The following is a 16,587-nucleotide window of genomic DNA, read 5'->3' on the forward strand; positions in this document are numbered from 1 at the left end:
TACTCAACACAGACGACGTACTCAACCAAGACATAGCTATCGTCACCATTTAGTGGCCCTCGCTTTCATCTGGGGCAGTCGCTTCACGAAAACTCGCAGGATCGCGAATGGCAATCCGTAGCGCCATAAACAGGGCTTCAGCCAGCGCCAAACAGAGCAGTCCTACGCTGGTCGCGAGCACAAGCTGGGGTATCCAAAGCGGGATCGACACAAAGCCTGAAGAGACATCGTTGTACTGCAGGCTCTCCCTCGCCAACCCAATGAGGCCGTAACTGAGCATTAAGCTGATCGCCAGGGCGATGATGAGGCAAAACACTTCAAACCACACACGAATTGCCGGTGGTAGCCGGGTAATCAACAGCGTCACGCGAATATGGGCGTGATGCACAAAGGTGTAGGCCAACCCCAGAAAGGTCGCCCCCACCAATAGATAAGAAGCGATTTCCGAAACGCCGGTAATACTCATGCCTAGGCGGCTCAGTCCCACGAGCACCAGCAGGGCATCTACCAGGCGGAAGGTCACCTGAAGCGCTATCAGCGTGCAAATGGCAACCATGCAGGCCGCCGCACCCCAAGCACCCAGGCGATAGAGCTTGTCGAATTTAAACGTCATGTTCGCAGCCTCACGAAGCACGCGGGAAACGTACTTATAAAACGTACTTAGGAAAAGCGCGTAGCAAAAGCAGGGGCAGCGCCAAAATCACCGCCCCTGCGGAAACCATCACGATAGAGCCTAGTTAAAAAGTACTTAGCTTAAACCGTGTTTAGGCTAAATAGCGCTTAGCTGTCGCGCTGCTCGCGATAGGATTCCAGCGCCTGTTTGGCTTCGTCGTCAGCACGGGACTGCCAATCTTCAAACAGTTTGTCACCGGCTGCCTGGAGTGCCTCTGAAACGGCTTCGTTAGGCTCTGAAACAGAGATACCGTTCTCTTGCAGAGCTTCTAAGCTCGCCTGATTATCTTCGCGGCTCATCTCCCAACCACGTTTTTCAGCCTCAGCGGCGGCTTCCATCAGAGCGTCCTGAGTCGCTTCATCCAGGCCATCAAAACTACGTTGGCTAATGAAGACGATATTTTTTGGCAGCCATAGGTTAGCGTCGGTGTAATCAGTCACGTAATCCCACGCCGCCATGGAGTTACCGGTAGAGCTTGAGGTGATCATGGCATCCACACGGCCAGTGCTAAACGCAGTGGGTATATCAGACTCTTCGGTTTCGGTGGGGCTACCGCCCAGATTATCGACAAAGCGCTGGGTATTGATGTTAGGTGCACGAACGCGCAAGCCTTCAAACTGCTCAGGGTCAGTAAGAGGTTCAGAGGTATAGATACCTTGCGCAGGCCAAGCGACGGCGTAGAGCGGAACCAACCCTTCATAGGCAAACAGCTCGGTGATCATCGGCTTGGTGGCTTCCCACAGCGCGTAGGCGTCGTCATAGCTGCCGGCCACACCAGGCAGTGTATCTACTTCGAAAATGGGATCATCGTTGGAAAGAACGGAGAGGAATACTTCACCCGCATCAATGGTGCCACGGCGAACCGACGGCTTGATTTCACCATGCGATACCAACGAGCCGCCGCTATGTACGGTAATGGTTAACTCGCCATCGGTAGCTTCGGCCACGTCCTCAGCGAACTGCTTGTTGTTTTGGGTATGAAAGCTGGCATCACCGTAAGGCGTGGCCATGGTCCATTCCGCGGCATGAGCCGTCACCGTTAAACCGCAGGCGGTCGCCAGGAGCAATGAAGTCGTTATTGTCTTGCGCATCATAAGAACCCTCTTATTTCTATTAATAGTGTGGTGCTAATAGTGTGTTGCTTCGGTGGTACCAGAGGAGGCACTAGCAGTAACCCAGCGCCCGGAGAAAAGTGTTGTTGTCATATCGGCACGGCGCGCCTGGGCATAGCTGCAGGCACACTGCTGAGCCAATCGGGCAACGCCACGACAAAAGCGCGGGTGGTTAGCGTTGCGCCATATCACATCATAGTGCATGGCCGGTAACGGCACCGGTAGCGAGAAACGGTAGAGCTCCCCTCGCTGCCACTCATCCAGCACAGTGGCGACAGGCAGCGCGCCAATCCCCAACCCTTCGGTGGTCATGCGTACAATGGTCATTAGTGTGCTGACGCTATGGATACGAGGATTAGCGATTCCCTGCTCTGCCAAATAACTCACTAACTCTGCATAGGGACGAGCCTGCTTACCAAATGAAATAAACGGCAACTGCTTGCCCCAAGTGTCGGCACTTTCGCCCAGTTGCTTGACGTGCCGCGGAGAGACAAACATGCCCATTTCATAAGGGCTCAAGGACTCGTACTCGATCTGCTTTTGCGGTGAATAGCCATTCATCGCCAATACAATATCCAGTTCGTTGCCCAGTAGCCGCTCATTGAGCACCGGCGAGTAATCGACCGTCAGTTCAATGGTCAAACGCGGATACCGCTCGGTTAAACGGCGCATAAATTCGGGAAACCAGCTATGGGCGATGGTTTCAATCGTGCCGAGCCGCAATGGTGCAGAAAACGCCTCTTCGTCATCGAAAAGCTTCATCGCTTCATCACGCTGGTGCAGCATCCGCTCAGCGTGCACAAAGAACTCGCGGCCCCGCATAGTAGGCTGAATAGGCCTGGCGGCACGCTCCAGCAGCAACTCTCCTACCGTGGTTTCCAAGCGTGAAATACGCTCAGAAACAGAGGGCTGAGTAAGGTGCAGGCGGGTCGCCGCCTTACGGAAGGAGCCGAGCCTCACTGCCCATACGAACGCCTCAAGTTCTTTAAAATCGAGCATAGTGACTCGCCTACAAATATGACTTACTGGAGTAAAAACACTGCTGTGCTGATACGCAAAGAGACCGGCGGAGTGCTACGGCTCATGACGACCTGATAGCTACGCAACTTGACCACCACTACGCAACTTCAAGACCACTATGCAACTTTAAGGCCACTCCCAGCAGCGCTATCTCACCAACGTTATTATCACGCCCCGCTCCTAATGTGATAAGCGTATCGTGCCCAAGCGTCAACCCTTTTTCCAATAAATAACAATATGATAGAAGCGTCCGATAGTTAGTATCGTCAAAAACGATTGGCACTGGGCAAGCCATGTTCATATATTGGTGGTGGACTACAATTCAGCGCTAACCAATCAAGCGCACCCACTGCATCGACATAGGAGTCGCTATGGCCATCCCCCTGCTTAATTGCGATATGGGCGAAAGTTTCGGCAACTGGCACCTCGGCCTGGATGCCGATGCGATGCCTTTCGTCGACTGCGCCAACATCGCCTGCGGCTTCCATGCCTCCGACCCCCATGTCATGCGCCGCACCGTCAAACTAGCGGTTCAAAATGGCGTCCGCGTTGGCGCGCACCCGGGTTATCCGGATTTGATGGGCTTTGGCCGCCGCTCAATGGCCTGCTCGCCGGAAGAAGCGGAAGATATGGTGCTCTACCAAGTGGGGGCTTTGGCGGGCATCTGCCAAGCGGAAGGCACCCAACTGAGCTACATCAAACCTCATGGTGCGCTGTACAACGATATGGCCGCCAACTCGGCGCTGCTCGAAGGCGTCATGCGCGCAGTACGTGCTTATGATGCCAGCCTGCCGTTAATGATTATGTCCACCGCGGACCCCGAACCACATCGCGAGCTGGCCGCCCAAATAGGCATTACCCTCTGGTTCGAGACCTTTGCCGACCGCGCTTATGATGGCAACGGCCACTTGGCCTCACGTCGCCTGCCTAACGCTGTGCACCACGACCAAAACACTATCGTCAATCAAGCGGTAATGCTGGCCAAAGGCGAGCCGCTCACCGCGCTTGATGGAACACCGCTGCACCTAGCCTGCGATACGCTCTGCGTTCACGGCGATAACCCCGAGTCAGTGGCCGCCGTACGCGCTATTCGCGAGGCCTTTCAGGCGCTGGAGCCGGTGTGAAACCCAATATTGAAATGCGCATTGAAACCGCCGCCATGGATGCCCTGATGGTGCGATTATTCGACACCATCGACGAAACCAATATGGCCTGGATAATCGCCGCCGATCAGGCGCTGCGTAATGCCTTTGGAAGCATGTTAATTGACCTGGTGCCCTCTTACACCACGCTGTTGCTGCATTACGACTGCCAGCAGTTAACCCATAGCGAGGCGATTCAACTTATTCACAAGGCGCTTTCTGGTCTTACCCCTGTGGATACTCAAGCCGGTGAGCTGCACGATATCCCGGTGTGGTACGACGAAAGCGTGGGCCCCGAGTTACCCATGGTCGCCAAACGCGCAGGCTTAAGCATTGATGACTTGATAGCGCAGCACTGCAACCACGACTACTGCGTGTTCGCGCTGGGGTTTGCCCCCGGCTACGGTTTTATGGGTTTGGTAGACGAATCTCTCGCTACGCCGCGCTTGAAAACGCCGCGCCGTAAAGTCGCAGCAGGTAGCGTGGGGATTGCCGATCGTCAAACCGCGATCTACCCACTGCTCTCGCCGGGCGGCTGGAATATTCTAGGGCGCACCAACGTGCCGCTATTCGAGCATGCCAAACGTGGCGATCCACTGTTTCGCCCCGGCGACAAGGTGCGCTTTAGAGCGATCTCCCGGGAAGAGTTTGAAGCAGATGGTGGCGATACCACGCCCATGGAGGAGCGCCCATGAATGAAGCACACAAGGGGCTGGTGGTTAAGCAAGCGGGACCACTAACGCTGATTCAAGATGCCGGACGATTTGGCGTCGGCCACTTAGGCGTTACTCAGGGCGGCGCTGCCGACTGGATCTCTTTTCGCTGGGCTAACTGGCTGCTGGGCAACGCTTTAAACAGCGCTGCGCTGGAAATCGTCATGGGCGGCGGCTTGAGCTTTGAAACCGAACGCGAAGTGCGTCTGGCGTTGACCGGCGCCGATCTAGACGCCCAGTTGGATGGCAAACCGCTAGCACCCAATACCAGCTTCAAGCTACTGCCGGGCCAGCGCCTGGTGTTTCGCCAGCCGCGCCACGGCCTGCGCGCCTATCTCGCTTTTCCCGGTGGGCTAAATGCGCCTGAGGTGCTGGGCAGCCGCGCCTGCACTGCCCGCGAGCAATTGGGGGGCTTACAGGAAGATGGCAAACCGCTAAAAGTGGGCGACCGGTTAACCTGGAAAGGCACCGCTCCGGCAGTGCGGCGCATTCCTGAAAGCCAGGGCCCGCGCATGCCTGCGTCTGGCTGCCGCTTACCCATCGTGCTCGGCTCGCAAATCGCCTCCTTCAGTGGCCATGCACTTTTCCAGGCGTTCAACCAACCCTGGACAGTGGATAATCGCGCCGACCGGATGGGCGTACGCCTCACCGGCCCAGCCCTACACGGCTCACTAAAGGGCATTATTTCCGAAGGCATTCCGCTGGGAGCAGTTCAAGTGCCGCCGGACGGCCAGCCAATCGTGCTGATGAACGACCGCCAAACCATTGGCGGCTACCCACGCCTAGGCGCTCTCACCCCCATCGCCTGCGCTACGCTTTCCCAGTGTTTGCCCGGCACCCAGGTTTGGTTAACCCCTGTCAGCGCCAGCCAAGCGCAAGATAATTACCGACATCAGCGAACGGTTTGGCGCTAAATTAAAAAAGCCCCGAACCAGGGGCTTTATCAGTATCTCTTGTCTCAAGCGCGTTAGTTTCTAGCCATTTGCAATTCCTTAACGACGATATCGCCATCAATGACGATGGGCTCATCGTCCAGGAAGAGCGAGCAGTTGCGCATGGGAATATCCAGATGACAGGCGGTATCGTTAGACCCGCCCAATTCGCTGTTCGGGCCGGTGGAGAACATTACGTTGCCATAAAAGCTGCGCGGCTCCATCCCCATGCCGCCTGGGAACTCCCCCGGCACCATGCGGTGCCATTTGGCATTAGGGTTCATGCCCCAGCCCACATGGCTCATGCCCATACCGCGCGGGTCGTTAAAGCTATCCATATAGGATTTCACTAGCTCCGCATCGAGCCCACCACGTATATCGGTAATCCAGCCCTTCTCAATGGTGTAGGTAATAGGCTCTCGAACATACATGTTTTGGGGAAGCAGAATATCGCCCGGCGCCACCACAATGGTGCCATCAACGCCATCGTCATCACCGCCGGTGAACACAAAGCCAGAGGGCCAGTGATCCCAACGCCCCGGTTCGTCGGTACAGGCATATTCTGCAACCGTCTCATAAGTATTCAGTTGGTAGGTAACATCCGTGCCGTGGGGCGAGGTGATGTGCATCACTTTGGCTTTTTCCAGCAGCGCGGCGGCTAGTTCAACCTTTTCCCTTAGCTCCTTGGTGGGCAACATTCTGGCCAGCAGTTCTGGCGGTTCAACCGCCGTCAATATGCGCGTACCCGCGGCTTGGATCGCCATTTGTTCGGGAGAGAACAGCAGGAAAATACAATCGATCAACATGTCGCAGTTTTTAAGCGCTTCCACCGCATCGGGCATGCTTGCAAGCCCCGTTGCTCCCACGGCCCAGCCACCGGTAGGTAACGGCGCGGGTAACCGCATATGGTACATATTGGCGCCTAAACGCTGCCCCGCCGCCATAAAGGCATCCGCATAATCAAGGCGTTCGCTGCCCTGGGTCAGTACGACGAGTTTTTCGCCTTCATGTACGCCGGACATTTTTAGCTGATGGAGGCAAATTTCGGCAAAGCTTGCGTGATCCATAAAGTCTCCTAACTCCCCAGGCGAAAGCACAGCTGTAACGTACCGGGAAGTGTTAGCTGAGAGCGCTCGTGCTCGCCTTTGGGCACACCAAGCGCTCTATGGTGTTATCGGGTCAAAGCTGAACGTCAATTAGGCAGCCGCCTCTTTCGTCGCTTGATCGGTGGTAGTGCTGCGCTTTTTGCTCAGCTCTTCAGAGATAGCCGCAAAGAAAGCATCCGTGGTGGCTTGATGAGGCTTGGTGGCTAAACTAACGCCAACAAACAGCACACTAGCGACCACAATGCCCCATACACCGGCGGGCAGGCCCAGCAGTGAATTACCAGTGGCATACATCAGCAGTACAAAGGCGCTGGTGCCCACCACGCTTACCAGTGCACCGACGCCAGTACCGCGCTTCCAATAGAAGGCACCGATAAGGGCGGGCACCATGGCTACCAGACCAGAGGAAGCAGCCACCGACAGCACCGCAATAAGGTCAAGCTGCAGCTCGGCAAAGGCCAGCGCCATCAGTGCGATCACCGGCACCACGAACTTGCCCACCAGCAGTTGGCGCTTTTCACTGACGTTCGGTTTAACGTTCGCATAGACGTCGCGGGAGACCATGGACGCCAGGGTCAGCATGATCGAATCGATGGTGGAGACGGCGGCGGCCATGATGCCGATCATTACGATGACGCCAAGCACTGGCGGTACAAACTCCGAGGCCAACAGCGTGGGCGTGGCTAAATCTGCACTTGCAAGACTTGGGAAAGCGGCTAAGGCAGAGAAACCCCAAAGCACAGAGACCATGGTGTAGATAAAACCAAACACCAGGAAGCCAATCAGCATGTGGCGCATGGAGCGCAGCGAGGAGGGCATAAACAGGCGTTGACTGACCTGTGGGTTGGAGATACTAAAGAAGAACCAGGGAATGGTGAGCCCCAGGAAAGTGACAAAGCTGAACAGGCCAGGGCCAGGCACCGTGAGTGACTGCGGATGTTCCGTTGCCAGCGTATCGAATAGTGCGCCGAAACCACCCAAGCCCTGGATCACCAGGAAGGCCACCAGGGTTGAGGCAACAATCATCATGATGGCCTGGAGCGAGTCGGTCCACATCACCGAACGAATCCCCGCGATATAGGAGAAGAAGATGGCGATCACCGTGGCCAGCACCACCCCGGTAGTAAAGGTAATCGCGCCATCAGTAATCCCCTGCAACAGGTAACCGACACCCGCGAGCTGAACGGCCGAGTAGGGAATCAGGAAGATACAACTGGCAATCGAGACAGCCATGGCCACATGTTTGCTGTTGTAGCGGTGGCCCAGCATCTCGCTGGGCGTCACATAGCCGAACTTCTTGCCGACTGCCCAGAATTTGGGACCGAAAACAGCCACCAGAGAGACACCGGCGAAATAGATGATTTCAAAACCGAGCGCGCCAACGCCGCCGGCATAGGTAAGACCTGCCAAGCCCACCATCATAAAGGCACTGTAGGTAGTGGCACTGTAGCTCAGCGCCGAGACAAAGCCGTTCATTTGTCGGTTACCCAGGAAGTATCCCGACATACTTTCGGAAGGGCCTTGGCGAGACATAATCGCAATGCCAATAGCGATTAATAAGTAGATGGCAATGGACCACCAGATAAGTGACTCAGTCATTGCTGTGCTCCTCAAAATCTTTAGTGATAAACACATTCAGCGCAATGATGGCCAACCCTGCCAACATCCAGAACAGGAAACTGCCGTACCAAAGCGCGACACCGCTCAAGAGGGTATAAGGCACCAGGTAGCTCAGCAGGACCACTGCCCATACTAGCCATATCCATTTACTGCGTTTCATAATCCACCTCGTTTTATTACGTCAGGGAGAAGAGTGAGTGTTGTTGTGGTGAGGCTGGCGTATATCTGCGATACGTTGTTTTACTTTTTGCCAAGGCGCTTTCTCTGGGGCAAAACGCGCTCGGAGATAGGTCGTCAAATCAGCGACCTGGGTATTACTAAAGCTGTCGGCAAAGCCGGGCATGCTACCAATACCGGGAATGTGTTCGGCGTGGACACCCCCCAAAATTGACTGAATAACGTTATCGGGATGATCGCTGTGTAAATTGGTATTCAGCGCCAGATTAGTGCCCGCCCTCGAAAAGGTAGGAACGCCAGAATCGACATGGCACGCCGCACAGGCGCCCTCGAAGAGCCGCTCCCCTGCCTCCATTTCTGTTGAGCTAACGGCTGCACTGGTCACGCGCTGCGTAGCTTCCGCCACAGCCGCATCGCTATTACTTGTGGGCGCCTGCATCTGGGCGGCCACATAGTGAGCAATAGCCCGCACATCGTATTCAGGCAGCTCAGCCAGCCCCGCTACCACCGGGGCCATAGGGCCAGAGGCAACGCCGTGAAGCTCAGATTCACCGTGGCGCAGATAGTCGTAAAGCGATGTTTCACTCCACGGGATGGGCGCACGCGACAGCGTATTAAGCGGTGGTGCTTCCCAACCATCTACAAAGGCACCGGCAAAGTACGCCTCGCCGCTTTTCTCAGCGCCCATGGCATTGCGGGGACTATGGCAAGCGCTGCAGTGGCCCAACCCTTCGGCAAGGTAGGCTCCCCGGTTATACAGTTCGCTCTGCATGGGGTCAGGCTGGAAAGGAGTTGCGTCGTGATAAAGCGTATTCCAGCCTGCCATTAAGCTACGCACACTGAAGGGGAAAGTGAGCGCATTGGCTTTTTTTTCAGTCGACACGGGGGGCTGAGCCATTAAGTAGGCGTAAAGCGCCTGTAAATCGGCATCACTGGTCTTAGCAAACGCCGTATAGGGGAACGCGGGATAAAGGTGGCTGCCATCACGGCTAATGCCGTGGCGCATGGCGCGCTCAAAGGCTGCGTAAGACCACTGACCAATCCCCGTCGCCTCATCCGGTGTAATGTTAGTGCTGAAGAGCGTCCCGAAAGGTGTCTCAAACCCACGCCCACCTGCATTGGTCACGCCACCTTCGGTGGTATGACACGCCGCGCAGTCGCCTGCAGCCGCAACGAGTCGCCCGCGCTCAATGGTCTCGGCAGAATAAAGGTTGGTGGCTGGCCGTGAGACAGGTGCAATGGCTCCTTTCCACGGCCAAGCCATGGCCGCAGTGCCGGCAATGGTGGTGAACGCTGCAGCGGCTAACCAGCGCCGTTTCGTTGACCGCGGCGGTTTCAATTTAGATGGGCGCCCTGCCTCCTCGGTGGACGAAGCTTCGAGTGCCTGGCGCACGCGCTTGGCGGTAAACGGTGGTTGGCGAAAACGCAGGCCGGTGGCATCAAAAAGCGCATTGGCTATTACCGCAACACCCGGCGATAGCTCCGCCCCGGTTAATACGTCTTCACCGACGGTTTGATTAACACCTCCCTCAACAGGGCTTGGCGAAGAAGCGGTGGTTGGTAATCCTGCTGAATATTCACTTTTAGTCAGCGCACGACTGCCGTCACCCCACTCGTCGAAACTGGGCGCTTGCCCCAAAAGGGGGCGCGCCTCGCCCAAAACCCGGGCCTGTAGCGTTTGCTGAAGGCGATCAGTATCCACATCAGAGCCGACGTCCTGACCAACGACCAAACGGGTAAGCTGAACATCGCCGGTAACGCGATTGACCTCCACATCGGCAATCCAGGCAGAGCGCACTCCCGATTCCACGCGTTGTTCGCGGTCAGGTAGTTGGGAGTAGGCAAAACCCCGCCCGCGCAATAGATCCTGGGGTAAAGAGTCCGCTGATGGATTGAACGCCCTTTGCCACTCGGCCCGTTTAGCAACGGACTCAATCAGCTCAATACCACGCGCATCGTCAAGATGTCGAAGTCGCAGCGCGACAGGGTCTTGGTCACTCTCGCGGGCAACCTCATCTAAAAAAGATTCTCGAGCGAACGTCTGCTGTATACCCATCAAGGTGGAATTGGTGGAGAGCGAGTCTGACTGGGAGCGTGCGGCAAGGTATTGGTCGCGAAATACATAGGGCGAGAACGGCGTTGTGTCTTGCTCGCCGGCGGTGGCCTCAGCGCTAGACGTTGTTATCGCGGCCCTACCACTTAACAACAACCCTACGGCAGCCACCTCACCAGTGAGATTGGCCTGCTGATAGTGATAACGGGCTATCTCACCACTACTGGCAATATCCGCGTTTAAGGTAATTCGCTGCGCTTGGCCCAACGCCTGAACATCTTTGGCGTAGCGGGCATCAAGCCAGACGGCTACCGGGCCGCCCACCGCCCGCGACATCAACGCCGCATCCACGGCGGCATCGTCACCGCAATGGCGACCCAGCCCTGAGGCCTGATTTGATGCGTGTTTACCATCGGCGCTATAAAGCTCAATCTGGCTAATATTCAGCGCGGTTAACCGGCTTAGATCCTGTTTAAGCGCCGCTGGGGTGACGGTTTTCCCCCACACACTCAATTGTTGGTCGCAACAATCGGCAATTACCCAGCTGGGGTGACTGCCCCAGCGCATGCGACTCGGCCAGCCATACCCATGGTTCGAATGCATGTACGACTGGCCAGGCTTTACAAGAGGCGAATCAGAGGGCGCTTGATCGCTTTCAGGCGCTTTTTCGGGCGTCTGGTGAACGGCCTGCCACTCAACCTTCAGTTGTTTAGCGGCATCGGTCGCCAAGGCCAAACTATCGGCAACCACCCCCACAAAATTCCCTTCCACCACGACTTCAATAGATCCAGATAGTGAGGCAATGCGGCTGCTATCGACGCCAACTAAGCGATCACTCTCAAAACGCTCACCATTCCACCGGTAGTAAGGTGGACGCACGACGACACCAAAACGTGCCTGCGCTAGCAGCGCGGGGATGCCGGCCTGTTCTTGCTGACCATGGAGCATCGACCCTTCACTCATGAGAAGCCTCCTGCAACGCGGCCGCGTTAATGACCACGGCACGCTCCGCTGCCTGGAGAATTTCAACATGGGTGCCACATCGGCAGAGGTTATGCTCTAAAGCGGTGCGAATCTGCTGCGTAGAGGGTTGGGTATTATGATTTAGCAGCGCACGAATAGTGATGATCATGCCGTTCAAACAGTAGCCACACTGGGCTGCCTGAGCATCGATAAAGGCTTGTTGTACAGGGTCAAGCTCACCGCCCTGGGAAAGACCATCAAGGGTGGTTACCTCATGGCCAACGGCAGCGGACACGGGCAGCACGCAGGTGCGTGCGGCCATGCCATCAATCAATACGCTGCATGCCCCGCACTCGCCCAAACCACAGCCATACTTGGGTCCATTGAGCGCCAGGTCGTTACGCAACACATTGAGCAATGGTGTCTGCGGCGGCACGGCCAGCTCGCGTTCTTGCCCATTGATAGTTAGCTTTAGCGTCATAGGGGATCATCATCGTTATTGTTAAGCCCGCCCTCTTGCTCTGAATAGGGCTTGGATATGACTTAGATATTACTAATAAATACTGCCTGCCAAACGCGCTTCGTAGCACCTTAAACCAGCCTATTTTCATCTACCTTTCACATACGGCCAATCGACTTGCACCAGCTAAGTGCAGAGCTAATACCCATCGAGCATTAAAGGTGCGTACGCTATAAAAACAAGCCTAATAAACGTATAGCACTCAATGTACACGTTGTTCAAGTTTTTGCATAAAACCAAAAAAACATCAATAAATCCATTAAATTCATACATTTATTTAAAAATACCGCCTTGTTTTCGTAATAAAATAATTTCGAAACTAATTCTTGACCAAAAAATAAATGGTGTATACGTTGTTTTATAGCATTCACGAACGCATTTAGAAACGAGTGATAGGCGAATAAAACAGCGAGGAAACCAGGATATGAACAATAAACCCACCATAGCCGTTATTGGCGCGGGCCTTGGCGGCGCCGCTGCAGGCGCACTACTGCAGAAAGCGGGCTACCCCACCAAGGTGTACGAACAGGCACCAGCGTTTGCGCGCCTTGGGGCAGGCATTCACCTTGGCCCCAACGTGATGAAAGTAATGCGCCGCATTGGTATTGAAGAGAAGCTCAATGCCATGGGCTCACACCCCGATTACTGGTTCAGCCGCAACGGCATGACCGGCGAGTATCAGTCTCGCATCCCGCTAGGCGAGTTTGCTCGCGAAAACTATGGGGCGGCCTACATCACCGTACACCGTGGTGACCTGCACGAATTGATGGTCAGCACGCTCGACCAGGACAACCTCTATTTCGATAAGCGCCTGGTCGATGTAGACGACAGCGGCGGCAAGGTCGTCATGACCTTCGCTGACGGCTCGACGGAAGAGGCTGACCTGGTGATCGGCGCAGACGGGGTCAATTCTCGCCTGCGCGAGAAGCTGCTGGGCCCAGAGGCTCCGATCTATAGCGGCTGGGTTGCCCACCGGGCAATTATCTCTGCCGAAAAACTCAAGGCATACGACCTGGATTTCGAAGCCTGCGTGAAGTGGTGGTCGGAAGACCGGCACATGATGGTGTACTTCGTGACCGGCGACGAGAAGGAGTATTACTACGTTACCGGCGTGCCTGAACCCGATTGGAACCACGGCACTTCCTTCGTCGACAGCTCACGGGAAGAGATGCGCAAAGCATTCGAGGGTTACCACCCCACCGTACAAGCGCTGATTGACTGCACTGAAACCGTCACCAAATGGCCCTTGCTGGAGCGCAACCCGCTGCCACTGTGGCATGAAAATCGACTGGTGCTGCTGGGCGATGCCTGCCACCCGATGAAGCCTCATATGGCCCAGGGCGCTGCCATGGCCATCGAGGATGCCGCCATGCTGGTACGCTGCCTGGAGGAAGTGGGCGCCGAGCACTACCAGCAGGCATTCGAACTTTACCGCACCAACCGTTTTGAACGCGCCTCGCGGGTTCAGCAGGTTTCCCACGACAATACCTGGTTACGGGAAGACGAAGACCCGGCCTGGGTATTCGCCTATGACCCCTTTGAAGTACCGCTGAAGCAACCAACCAGTCAAGGGAGCCCAGCATGAACAGCACCTATCTCTATGGCGCCAACGTGCACGCCAATGGTATTCGTCAGCACTACCTGCGCTTTGCCGACAGCGCCGAGACTTCGCGCCAACCGCTGGTACTGATACCGGGCATTACCAGCCCAGCCATCACCTGGCGTTTTGTGGCCGAGCGGCTCGGCCAGCATTTCGACACTTATGTGCTGGATGTTCGTGGACGCGGCTTGTCGTCTACCGGACCCGAGCTCGATTATGACACCGACACTTGCGCCGACGATGTGATCGCCTTTATTGATGCGCTGGGTCTGAGCAATGTCATTCTGGCGGGCCACTCCATGGGTGCGCGCTTTGCGCTACGCGCCATGAGTCGCGGCGCCACGGGAATCGACAAACTGGTACTTATCGACCCACCGGTTTCAGGGCCAGGACGCCGTGAGTACCCCAGCAAGCTGCCCTGGTACGTGGATTCGATTCGCGACTGCACACGTGGTGCCGATATCGAGACCATGCGCCACTACTGCCCCACCTGGAGCGACGAGCAACTGCGGTTACGCGCCGAGTGGTTACATACTTGCTTTGAGCCCGCCATTGTTCAGGCGTTTGAAGAGTTCCACAGCGTCGATATCCACCAGGATTTCCCCGCTATCAAAGTGCCCACGCTGCTGATGTGTGCAGGCAAAGGCGGTGTTATCCAGGATGAAGATCGCGCCGAAATACGCGCCCTTCTACCGACGGTTCGTATTTCTACCGCGGAAAAAGCGGGTCACATGATTCCCTGGGATGACTTCGACGGTTTTTTTGCCGCGTTTGAAGACTTCCTGGGCAGCGAACTCTAAGAGAGGCCAAATACCATGACCAGCAACTATATAAAGAACGAGATCAAAAGCTACCGTATCGGCCAGATCGTCCCCAGCTCCAATATCACCATGGAGACCGAAATACCCGCCATGCTTACGGCGCGGCAGTTAATCCGCCCGGAACGCTTTACCTTTCACTCCAGCCGCATGCGCATGAAGAACGTCAGCAAGGACGAACTGGCTGCCATGGATGCAGAGTCGGATCGCTGCGCCCTGGAGCTTTCTGATGCAGCGGTGGATGTGATGGGGTATGCCTGCCTGGTTGCCATTATGGCGATGGGGCCCGGCTACCACCGAGAGTCGCAAAAGCGTTTGCGCAGCCGCACCGAAGAGAACGGTTGCGACACGCCGGTGGTCACCAGCGCCGGTGCTCTGGTTGATGCCCTGGGTGTGATGAAAGCCAAGCGCGTGGTGGTAGTGGCCCCCTACATGAAGCCGCTGACCGAAATGGTGGTCGACTACATACGTCAGGAAGGCATTGACGTGCTCGACTACCGAGCGCTTGAGATCCCCAATAACCTGGATGTCGCTCGCCACGATCCCGCCAATCTTCCCGAGATCGTCGCCAGTCTCGATTTAAGTAACGTGGACGCTATCGTCTTGTCAGCCTGTGTGCAAATGCCATCACTACCGGCCGTCGCCAAGGTCGAAGCCCTGACCGGCAAGCCGGTGGTTACCGCAGCTATCGCGACCACCTATGCCATGCTCAAGGCACTCGACCTGGAGCCCATCGTACCGGGCGCGGGCGCCCTCTTGTCAGGGGCTTACTAACAAGATCAGGTACTTATTGACGATATAGAGTGCTGATTAAGGAGACGACCATGTCGCCACACACGACTGATAACAGCGATGGCGTTAGCGATAACACTGCCACGGACAACTACCGAGGCGTGTGGGATGGGCGCATCGGTTTTGGCAAAACGCCCGCGCTGCTGGTGGTTGATTTTATGCAAGGCTACACCACACCAGGTTCGCCGCTATTTGCCCAGGGCGTGGTGGATGCGGTGGCCAATATGCCTCCGCTACTCAATACCGCACGGCGCACTGGCACGCCTGTTATCCACACCAACATCCTGTATCACGCCCCGGATCAAATCGATGGCGGCATTTGGGTCAAGAAGGCGCCGGTCATGCGGGCGATGGTGGCGGGCAATCCTTACGCCGAGTTCTGCCCCGAGGTGGCACCCCGTGAAGATGAGCTGGTAATGACCAAGCAGTATGCCAGCGCGTTCTTTGGCACCTCGCTTGCCTCCACGCTGGTCGCCATGGGTATCGATACGCTGATCATCACCGGCTGCTCCACCAGCGGCTGCATTCGCGCCACCGCCGTTGACGGCGTACAGCACGGCTTTCGGGTGATGGTGGTACGCGATTGCGTGGGCGACCGCCACCCCGCGCCCCATGAAGCTAACCTGTTTGATATCGATAGCAAATATGGCGATGTGATTGGACTGGATGAAACACTGGGATACTTAATGAAGCGTTAGGAGTATCCGAAAACGCAGGTGAAGCGGACGTCTCTGTTGAGTCATCAGTCCGCGTTCATTTTTTCCAGCAGATGCATTAAGGCAACCCGCTCTGCCGGGTTGAGATTTTTCATGGTCTGATCGCTAATTTGCTTGGCACTGGGCACCATAGCCTCGACTAATGTCTCCCCGGCCTCAGTGATCACGACCATGACTTTGCGTTGATCATTGGGGTCGGTGGTTAGCGAGATCCACCCCCGCGCTTTAAGACGTTTAATGACGCCACGGATAGTGGCGGGATCAATCGCCGTGGCGTTGACGATATCGGTTAACGAGCTGGGGCCGCGCTCCATCACCGTGCACAGCGTGACAAACTGAATAGCCGTGAGCTGTTTATCGTTGCTGTAGCGCTGAAAAATAGCCGTATGCCGCTGGTAGGCTTTGCGCAGTAGATGCCCTACTTGCTCAGAAAAATCATACCCCTGCTCTGAAGGCGTGGGGTGCTCACCGGAAGACGAGTGTTTGAGCGCACTATCCGTTGTCATTCCATATCCTTAATCTATTAGCGACGACGTGTATCGAGTATGGCACTGGTTAACAAAATGATGCATCAACGCTTTAAATACTGCTTGCGCTGGATCAATTCATCATGCTTTTATGGCGTACACG

The 16,587-nt window shown here is 55.9% G+C and carries 16 protein-coding genes; 7 read left to right on the forward strand and 9 right to left on the reverse strand.

What is annotated here, in order from left to right; genetic code table 11:
- Positions 1-49: 49 nt before the first annotated feature.
- The 3 genes from LMS44_RS20640 to LMS44_RS20650 form a co-directional block, all read right to left on the reverse strand.
- A complete protein-coding gene (locus LMS44_RS20640; protein ID WP_159177535.1) occupies positions 50-613 on the reverse strand; it encodes a TRAP transporter small permease in 564 nt (187 codons plus the stop codon).
- A gap of 167 nt (positions 614-780) precedes the next feature.
- Entirely contained in the window at positions 781-1,764 is a 984-nt protein-coding gene (locus LMS44_RS20645) for a TRAP transporter substrate-binding protein (protein ID WP_278369308.1), read from the reverse strand.
- 36 nt (positions 1,765-1,800) lie between these two features.
- A complete protein-coding gene (locus LMS44_RS20650) occupies positions 1,801-2,784 on the reverse strand; it encodes a LysR family transcriptional regulator (protein ID WP_278369289.1) in 984 nt (327 codons plus the stop codon).
- Between the two features lie 392 nt (positions 2,785-3,176).
- Between LMS44_RS20650 and LMS44_RS20655 the strand changes: the two genes are divergently transcribed.
- The 3 genes from LMS44_RS20655 to LMS44_RS20665 are packed head-to-tail and all read left to right on the forward strand — an operon-like array spanning position 3,177 to position 5,574.
- Positions 3,177-3,929: a 5-oxoprolinase subunit PxpA gene (locus tag LMS44_RS20655; RefSeq protein WP_498946334.1), complete on the forward strand. Its 753-nt coding sequence runs from the start codon at positions 3,177-3,179 to the stop codon at positions 3,927-3,929.
- A gap of 8 nt (positions 3,930-3,937) precedes the next feature.
- Positions 3,938-4,642, forward strand: a complete 705-nt coding sequence (pxpB, locus tag LMS44_RS20660) for a 5-oxoprolinase subunit B family protein (protein ID WP_498947309.1) — start codon at positions 3,938-3,940, stop codon at positions 4,640-4,642.
- Complete coding sequence (locus LMS44_RS20665) at positions 4,639-5,574, forward strand: 5-oxoprolinase subunit C family protein (protein WP_498946336.1); 936 nt, start codon at positions 4,639-4,641, stop codon at positions 5,572-5,574. Before pxpB ends, LMS44_RS20665 begins: the two co-directional genes overlap by 4 nt.
- Positions 5,575-5,627: 53 nt before the next feature.
- Here the strand turns inward: LMS44_RS20665 and LMS44_RS20670 are convergent, their stop codons facing one another.
- From LMS44_RS20670 to LMS44_RS20690, 5 genes are all read right to left on the reverse strand, one after another.
- Positions 5,628-6,659: a 2,5-dihydroxypyridine 5,6-dioxygenase NicX family protein gene (locus LMS44_RS20670; protein WP_278369286.1), complete on the reverse strand. Its 1,032-nt coding sequence runs from the start codon at positions 6,657-6,659 to the stop codon at positions 5,628-5,630.
- Between the two features lie 129 nt (positions 6,660-6,788).
- The gene (locus tag LMS44_RS20675; RefSeq protein WP_022521541.1) at positions 6,789-8,297 is read right to left on the reverse strand and encodes a sodium:solute symporter family protein; all 1,509 of its coding nucleotides are present in this window, start codon (positions 8,295-8,297) and stop codon (positions 6,789-6,791) included.
- Positions 8,290-8,478 (reverse strand): hypothetical protein, encoded by a 189-nt coding sequence (locus tag LMS44_RS20680; RefSeq protein WP_022521540.1) that lies wholly within the window; start codon positions 8,476-8,478, stop codon positions 8,290-8,292. The genes LMS44_RS20675 and LMS44_RS20680 overlap by 8 nt, the downstream gene beginning before the upstream one ends.
- A 21-nt stretch (positions 8,479-8,499) precedes the next feature.
- Entirely contained in the window at positions 8,500-11,511 is a 3,012-nt protein-coding gene (locus tag LMS44_RS20685) for a c-type cytochrome (RefSeq protein WP_278369285.1), read from the reverse strand.
- The gene (locus LMS44_RS20690; protein WP_022521538.1) at positions 11,504-11,992 is read right to left on the reverse strand and encodes a (2Fe-2S)-binding protein; all 489 of its coding nucleotides are present in this window, start codon (positions 11,990-11,992) and stop codon (positions 11,504-11,506) included. Before LMS44_RS20690 ends, LMS44_RS20685 begins: the two co-directional genes overlap by 8 nt.
- Positions 11,993-12,455: 463 nt before the next feature.
- Here LMS44_RS20690 and LMS44_RS20695 point away from each other — a divergent pair, with 463 nt between their 5' ends.
- From LMS44_RS20695 to LMS44_RS20710, 4 genes are read left to right on the forward strand one after another with little or no spacing between them, the layout of a single operon-like run.
- Positions 12,456-13,616, forward strand: coding sequence for an FAD-dependent monooxygenase (locus tag LMS44_RS20695; protein WP_278369284.1), 1,161 nt, complete (start codon positions 12,456-12,458; stop codon positions 13,614-13,616).
- A complete protein-coding gene (locus tag LMS44_RS20700) occupies positions 13,613-14,431 on the forward strand; it encodes an alpha/beta fold hydrolase (protein ID WP_159177540.1) in 819 nt (272 codons plus the stop codon). The genes LMS44_RS20695 and LMS44_RS20700 overlap by 4 nt, the downstream gene beginning before the upstream one ends.
- A gap of 42 nt (positions 14,432-14,473) precedes the next feature.
- On the forward strand, positions 14,474-15,223 hold the full coding sequence (locus LMS44_RS20705; protein WP_445533562.1) for a maleate cis-trans isomerase family protein: 750 nt from the start codon (positions 14,474-14,476) through the stop codon (positions 15,221-15,223).
- A gap of 50 nt (positions 15,224-15,273) precedes the next feature.
- On the forward strand, positions 15,274-15,939 hold the full coding sequence (locus LMS44_RS20710; RefSeq protein ID WP_190374453.1) for an N-carbamoylsarcosine amidohydrolase: 666 nt from the start codon (positions 15,274-15,276) through the stop codon (positions 15,937-15,939).
- Between the two features lie 44 nt (positions 15,940-15,983).
- Here the strand turns inward: LMS44_RS20710 and LMS44_RS20715 are convergent, their stop codons facing one another.
- Positions 15,984-16,463, reverse strand: coding sequence for a MarR family winged helix-turn-helix transcriptional regulator (locus LMS44_RS20715; protein WP_278369281.1), 480 nt, complete (start codon positions 16,461-16,463; stop codon positions 15,984-15,986).
- Positions 16,464-16,587 lie beyond the last annotated feature (124 nt).

This window comes from Halomonas profundus (assembly GCF_020865425.1).
Lineage (GTDB): Bacteria > Pseudomonadota > Gammaproteobacteria > Pseudomonadales > Halomonadaceae > Vreelandella > Vreelandella titanicae.